This is a genomic window from Methylophaga sp. UBA1464, assembly GCF_002325665.1.
Classification (GTDB): Bacteria; Pseudomonadota; Gammaproteobacteria; order Nitrosococcales; family Methylophagaceae; genus Methylophaga.
This window is the reverse complement of sequence record NZ_DCSO01000113.1, coordinates 343-5,827: the sequence shown is the minus strand read 5'-3', so window position 1 is coordinate 5,827 and position 5,485 is coordinate 343. Positions and strand designations below refer to the sequence as shown.

At 44.5% G+C, this 5,485-nt stretch carries 4 protein-coding genes and 1 tRNA gene; 4 read left to right on the top strand and 1 reads right to left on the bottom strand.

Going from position 1 to position 5,485, the window contains the following annotated elements:
• The 4 genes from B3O33_RS15195 to B3O33_RS15180 all read left to right on the top strand — a co-directional run.
• Positions 1 to 581, top strand: a 581-nt coding sequence (locus tag B3O33_RS15195) for an ABC transporter permease (RefSeq protein WP_292363909.1), incomplete at its 5' end; no start/stop codon positions are given.
• Entirely contained in the window at positions 578 to 2,230 is a 1,653-nt protein-coding gene (locus B3O33_RS15190) for an ABC transporter ATP-binding protein (protein ID WP_292359883.1), read from the top strand. The genes B3O33_RS15195 and B3O33_RS15190, both read left to right, overlap by 4 nt.
• Positions 2,231 to 2,345: 115 nt before the next feature.
• The gene (locus tag B3O33_RS15185; protein WP_292359882.1) at positions 2,346 to 2,882 is read left to right on the top strand and encodes a glutathione peroxidase; all 537 of its coding nucleotides are present in this window, start codon (positions 2,346 to 2,348) and stop codon (positions 2,880 to 2,882) included.
• A gap of 359 nt (positions 2,883 to 3,241) precedes the next feature.
• Positions 3,242 to 5,038, top strand: a complete 1,797-nt coding sequence (locus B3O33_RS15180; protein WP_292359880.1) for a sensor domain-containing diguanylate cyclase — start codon at positions 3,242 to 3,244, stop codon at positions 5,036 to 5,038.
• A 250-nt stretch (positions 5,039 to 5,288) separates the two neighbouring features.
• Here the strand turns inward: B3O33_RS15180 and B3O33_RS15175 are convergent.
• Positions 5,289 to 5,365, bottom strand: a tRNA-Arg gene (locus B3O33_RS15175).
• Positions 5,366 to 5,485 lie beyond the last annotated feature (120 nt).

The window sequence follows — 5,485 nt, the reverse complement described above, 5'->3', positions numbered from 1 at the left end:
TTGCGTTGGTTATCGGCACAATAATTGGCGGTTTGATGGGCTATTTTTCCGGCATTGTCGATATCATTGGCATGCGCCTGGTGGAAATCTTTGAAGCTATACCGACCTTGTTCCTGCTGTTGTCATTTGTTGCTTTTTTCGGACGATCTATTTACATGATGATGGTCATTATCGGCATCACCGCCTGGTCAGGCTATGCACGGTATGTACGCGCGGAGTTTCTCAAACTGCGTCAACAGGACTTTGTTCAAGCGGCAATCGCCAGTGGTTTGCCATTACGATCGATTTTATTCCGCCATATGCTGCCCAACGGTCTGGCGCCGTTGCTGGTCGCTACCAGTTTTGGTGTTGCCTCTGCGATTCTGGCTGAAGCGACATTAAGCTTTCTGGGGTTGGGGCTGGTTGATGATCCTTCCTGGGGACAATTGTTGAATCAGGCCGTTCAATCTTCGACATTTAACTGGTGGTTGGCCGTTTTCCCGGGTGGGGCAATCTTTATGACCGTATTTGCCTATAATTTGTTGGGTGAATCACTGCGTGATGCGGTAGATCCCCATACCAGTCGGGGTATGCAGTCATGAAGTTGCTGGAAGTGAAAAATCTGGTGACAGAGCTGGGTGAGGGCGATAACTGGTTACGGGCGGTGGATAATATCAGTCTCGCTGTTGAGCCCGGCCAAACCTATTGTCTGGTCGGTGAATCCGGTAGTGGTAAATCAGTAACAGCGTTATCGATCATGGGGTTATTGCCGCATGGTCATTACCGGCATCCTGATGGTCATATTCAGTTAACTGACCCTCAGGGACACTTACCTGAAACAGCATTGCTCAATGCAGATGATGAAACGTTGCGCTCAGTTCGTGGCAGTCGTATTGCGATGATATTTCAGGAGCCAATGACCTCACTTAATCCCGTGCAGACAATTGGCCAGCAACTGGAAGAAGTATTGGTGATCCATCGACCGGAACTTGATGAAGAAGCGCGTAGACAGAAGATTCTGGCAGCATTGACAGAAGTAAGGATTCCGGACCCGGAAGGTCGTATTCGGGAGTATCCCCATCGTTTATCCGGTGGCCAGCGTCAGCGGGTGATGATCGCGATGGCGCTGATTTGTGAACCGGCATTATTGATTGCGGATGAGCCGACTACTGCCCTTGATGTCACGGTACAGGCTGAGATTCTTAAGCTGATGCGTGATTTACAGACCAAATACGGAATGGGCATGTTGTTTATTACCCATGATTTTGGCGTGGTGGCACAAATTGCCGATGTGGTTGGGGTGATGCGCAAAGGCAAACTGGTCGAAAGTGGCAAGACGGCAGATGTTTTACGTAACCCGCAACATGAATATACCCAGAGCCTGATAGCCGCATTACCGGAACGCCTGACCAGACCTGACAGAATGGTGAAATCAGAAAAAGTGTTGCTGGAAGTCAAAGATGTGTCCGTGTATTTTCCAGTACGTCGCGGTTTGATGCGGCGGGTAGTCGATCATTTCCATGCCGTTGAAAACGTTTCTTTGCAGGTAAATGCCGGTGAAGTCGTGGCTCTGGTGGGTGAATCAGGCTGCGGTAAAACCACTTTGGGCCGGGCTTTACTAAGACTGCAGGAAGTGACTTCAGGCAGTATTTTTCTGGAAGGACAGGATATTACCCAATTATCAGCCAAAGCGATGCGGCCCCTTCGAAGACGAATGCAGGTGGTGTTTCAGGATCCGGGTTCCAGTTTAAATCCACGCCTGCCAATTCATACTACTTTGATTGAACCGATGCGGGTACATGGTATTGGCAGTAGCGATGCCGAACGTACTCAAATCGCAGCGCGGTTTTTGGACAGGGTTGAAATGCCAACCGATAGTTTATGGCGTTATCCACATGAATTTTCTGGCGGACAGCGACAGCGACTGGCGATTGCCAGAGCTCTGGTACTCGAACCTCGGTTTATTTTGTGTGATGAAATTACCTCAGCTTTAGATGTATCAGTTCAAGCCGGTATTTTAAGGTTGTTACGGCAGCTGGTAGATGAAGAGGGCATCGGTATGTTGTTTATCACACACAACATGGGTGTAGTGGATTATCTGGCCGATCGCATGGTGGTGATGCATAAAGCGCAATTAGTCGAATCCGGTAATACACATGACATCATGAAATCACCACAGAATGAACATACTCGGAACCTGCTGGATGCCGTGCCTAGGCTGGATGATAATTATATGGCCTCTGCCGTTTAACGCTGAGAGACAATTAATTCAGCCGCTTATCAACTTTTAGTCGTTCCTAAGGTCTGCATAAATAACACCTGAGTGGTGACCGAGCTCGACCTACTGATAGCCAAAGGATTTTAAGATGCGTTATATATTATTATTGATATCAAGTTTAATGCTTTCATTTTCGGTTCAGGCAGCAGAATCCTGCCCTGAATTTCTCGACTATGAACTTCCCAAACTGCATTCAAACGAAACCATTAATCTCTGTGAAGTAGCCAATGGAAAACCATTGCTGGTGGTGAACACGGCAAGCCACTGTGGTTATACTCGTCAGTTTGAAGGCCTTGAAGCATTGCATCAGAAGTATCAGCAAAGCGGTTTGATGGTGGTTGGCTTTGCCAGTAATGACTTTAATCAGGAAGCAAAAGACGAGGCCGAAGCTGAGCGGGTTTGCCGGGAAAATTTTGGTGTAACCTTCACCATGATCGCGCCGAGCTTTGTGACGGGTCAGAATGCTAATCCGGTATTTCAGGAAATTAACCAGCAAAGTGAAGAGCCTGGTTGGAATTTCAGTAAATACCTGATTAATGCTGATGGTAAAGTCGTTGCCGCTTTTCCCAGCAAAGTTAAGCCAAGTGATAAGCAAGTGACTGATGCCATTGAGTCATTGCTATAATTCGTAAATATTGGCGATTAAATAACAATAAAGGCTTATTAAAAGTATAAAATTATTTTTGATAAGCCTTTTTTTGTGCAAGGATATGTTGATTTGCCCGCTAACTTGGCTTTACTGAATCATGCTAAACGTGTAATCAGATTGATAGTTTGTCAGATACCTTTGAGTGATTAGGCAACGACCAAAAGCTAGTATCGATATTCCTAATCTAACCTCACTTGTCACGTCGTGTCAGACAATAAATTTTAACTTATCAATCAACGTTAATGCCGACTGGGTATTTTATTAAACTGTGCGCAACTATCCGAATTGCAAAGAGTTTTAGTGTACTTTGATTCTTCACGCGCTATTCTGTCCGTATGACCAAACATATCGATAATTTGTTTTTTAATCGCACGTTTGTAGTGTTTATTCTACTTGTAGTGTGGATCATTGGTGCGTTGAGTTTACGGTTTTTTTACCACCAACAAGTCGCTGGTTATCAAAACCCGATTAATGAGCAAATCAGTCAGCGAGTGAGTATGTTATCCGTGTTGCAAGCCGAGCTGATTGATAAAGAATTTTCTTTTGTAGGAGCCAACCTTAAACAGCTTGCCGCGATGAGCATGGAAGCACCTGAGCAGGTCGCGACTTATGCTGAAAGGTTAACAAATCTGAATCCCACTATATGGCAGCTCTATATCACTGATAACGAAGGGGTAGTTACATTTTCTACCAGTCCAGGATATCAATCACCGATATCGCTCAGAGATTATTTTACTGAGCACACCAAACATGAGCAGACAAAATTTTTCATTTCCTCACCGAGGCAATCCATTATTCAGGAAAGCGCACTCTATATTGCGATGAGTTATCCCATTCGAGATGCTGATGATCAGTTTACCGGTGTGGCGGTGGCAGCCTTGAAAAGTGAAGATCTGACAGCTCAGCTTGGCAATATTACCAAAAACAAAAATATTTCGGCTGTATTGACCGACGAATCGGGCAAACTCATCTGGTCTTCCAGTCTGTACGAAGGGCTGCAAAAAAATGATATTTACAGCCTGTGCAAGGATCATCGATACCTGACATCTACCGAGCTTGGCATACATCGCGTTCAGCTCCAGAATAACGCGCAATGTGATTTTCAATTTCTTAACAAATGGGGAATGTTCTCCATTATTGCTGAAAACCGTGCGTCTGCTGAACAGTCGATAAGACAATATGAACAGCAGATGGTGACCAGAAATTTTATTATCTTGATAGTTTTCACCCTGTTGTTACTTTTTTTAGGTAACCAGTTGCTCAAGCAGATTGAGTCCAGAAAACTGTTGGCGGTGCTTAATCATCGCAATAAAGCCATTATTGATGCGATGCCCGACTTGCTGCTCACCATGAGGGTGGATGGCAAAATAATCGACCATGAAGTAGAGGATAGTTTTCCATTGCTGGTTGATGCGACTAAGTTAAATGGAATGAATATCAGTGAGCTGCTAGATGCCGATCTGGTCGAAAAGAAACTCGCTTTGATGGCTGAAACAATAAACACTGGCGAACCGGCAACGATCGAATATCCGTTGGTATTAGATGGTAAGGAATATTATTTTCTGGAACGGCTAACGGCTCTGGATGATAAGCATGTACTGGCGTTTATTATTGATATCACCAGCAGAAGAGAGGCTGAACTGAAGCTGGAATGGCAGGCATTCCATGATGGACTGACGGGGCTTCCAAATCGTCTGATGTTCTTCGAGTTTTTGAATAAACTGGTACAAAACTATCGGCGTAATAAACGCGAATTTACTATCTTGTTTATTGATTTAAACGGATTTAAAGAAATTAACGATAACTATGGTCATCATGTGGGAGACGAAATCCTTAAACATACTGCCACACAGCTCAGCAGAATCCTGCGTGAAACAGATACTGTGGCCCGACTCGGAGGTGATGAATTTGCAGTCTTATTACCGGAAACCTCACCAAGCCAGGCGCAACGGGTCATTACATCTATTATTGAAACAATCAAACAACCGCTGATTCATAATGGTAAAAGTTTATCAGTCTCGGCGAGTATCGGTATGGCTGCCTGTCCACAGGACGCTACTTCGGCAGACGAACTTTTAAATGCTGCTGATAAGCGGATGTATGAAGTTAAGTCGGCAGAAAACAAACTTTGAAACTCTTGATTACTTATGTATGCAGCCATAACAGTAATTAGAGCTGACAGGTTTTACCCGAACGCATTAGATATGAAAACGAATATCTGATTGTCCAGAAAAAAGCTGTGGTATGCACATATCGGAAAGATGTGATTGTAAAGGTACGCATTCGAGCATATCAAACGAGTAATTTAGAGAAAACCTAAGGACAGAAAACAAAAAAGCAGCTACCAAATTAATGATAACTGCTTGATTGACTTTCAATTTTTGGTGCGCCTGGCACGATTCGAACGTGCGACCGCCTGGTTCGTAGCCAGGTACTCTATCCAGCTGAGCTACAGGCGCTTTAAAGCGTGAAATTGTACTGTTTTTTACTGACTATCACAAGGATAAATTCAGAAAAAAATGGCGGAGAGCGAGGGATTCGAACCCTCGATAGGGGTTAACCTATACGCCCTTAGCAGG

Bases quoted from the DNA above. Each gene is read 5' to 3' on its own strand.
- B3O33_RS15185 (WP_292359882.1), top strand. From the start codon at position 2,346: ATGCGTTATATATTATTATTGATATCAAGTTTAATGCTTTCATTTTCG.
- B3O33_RS15190 (WP_292359883.1), top strand. From the start codon at position 578: ATGAAGTTGCTGGAAGTGAAAAATCTGGTGACAGAGCTGGGTGAGGGC.
- B3O33_RS15180 (WP_292359880.1), top strand. From the start codon at position 3,242: ATGACCAAACATATCGATAATTTGTTTTTTAATCGCACGTTTGTAGTG.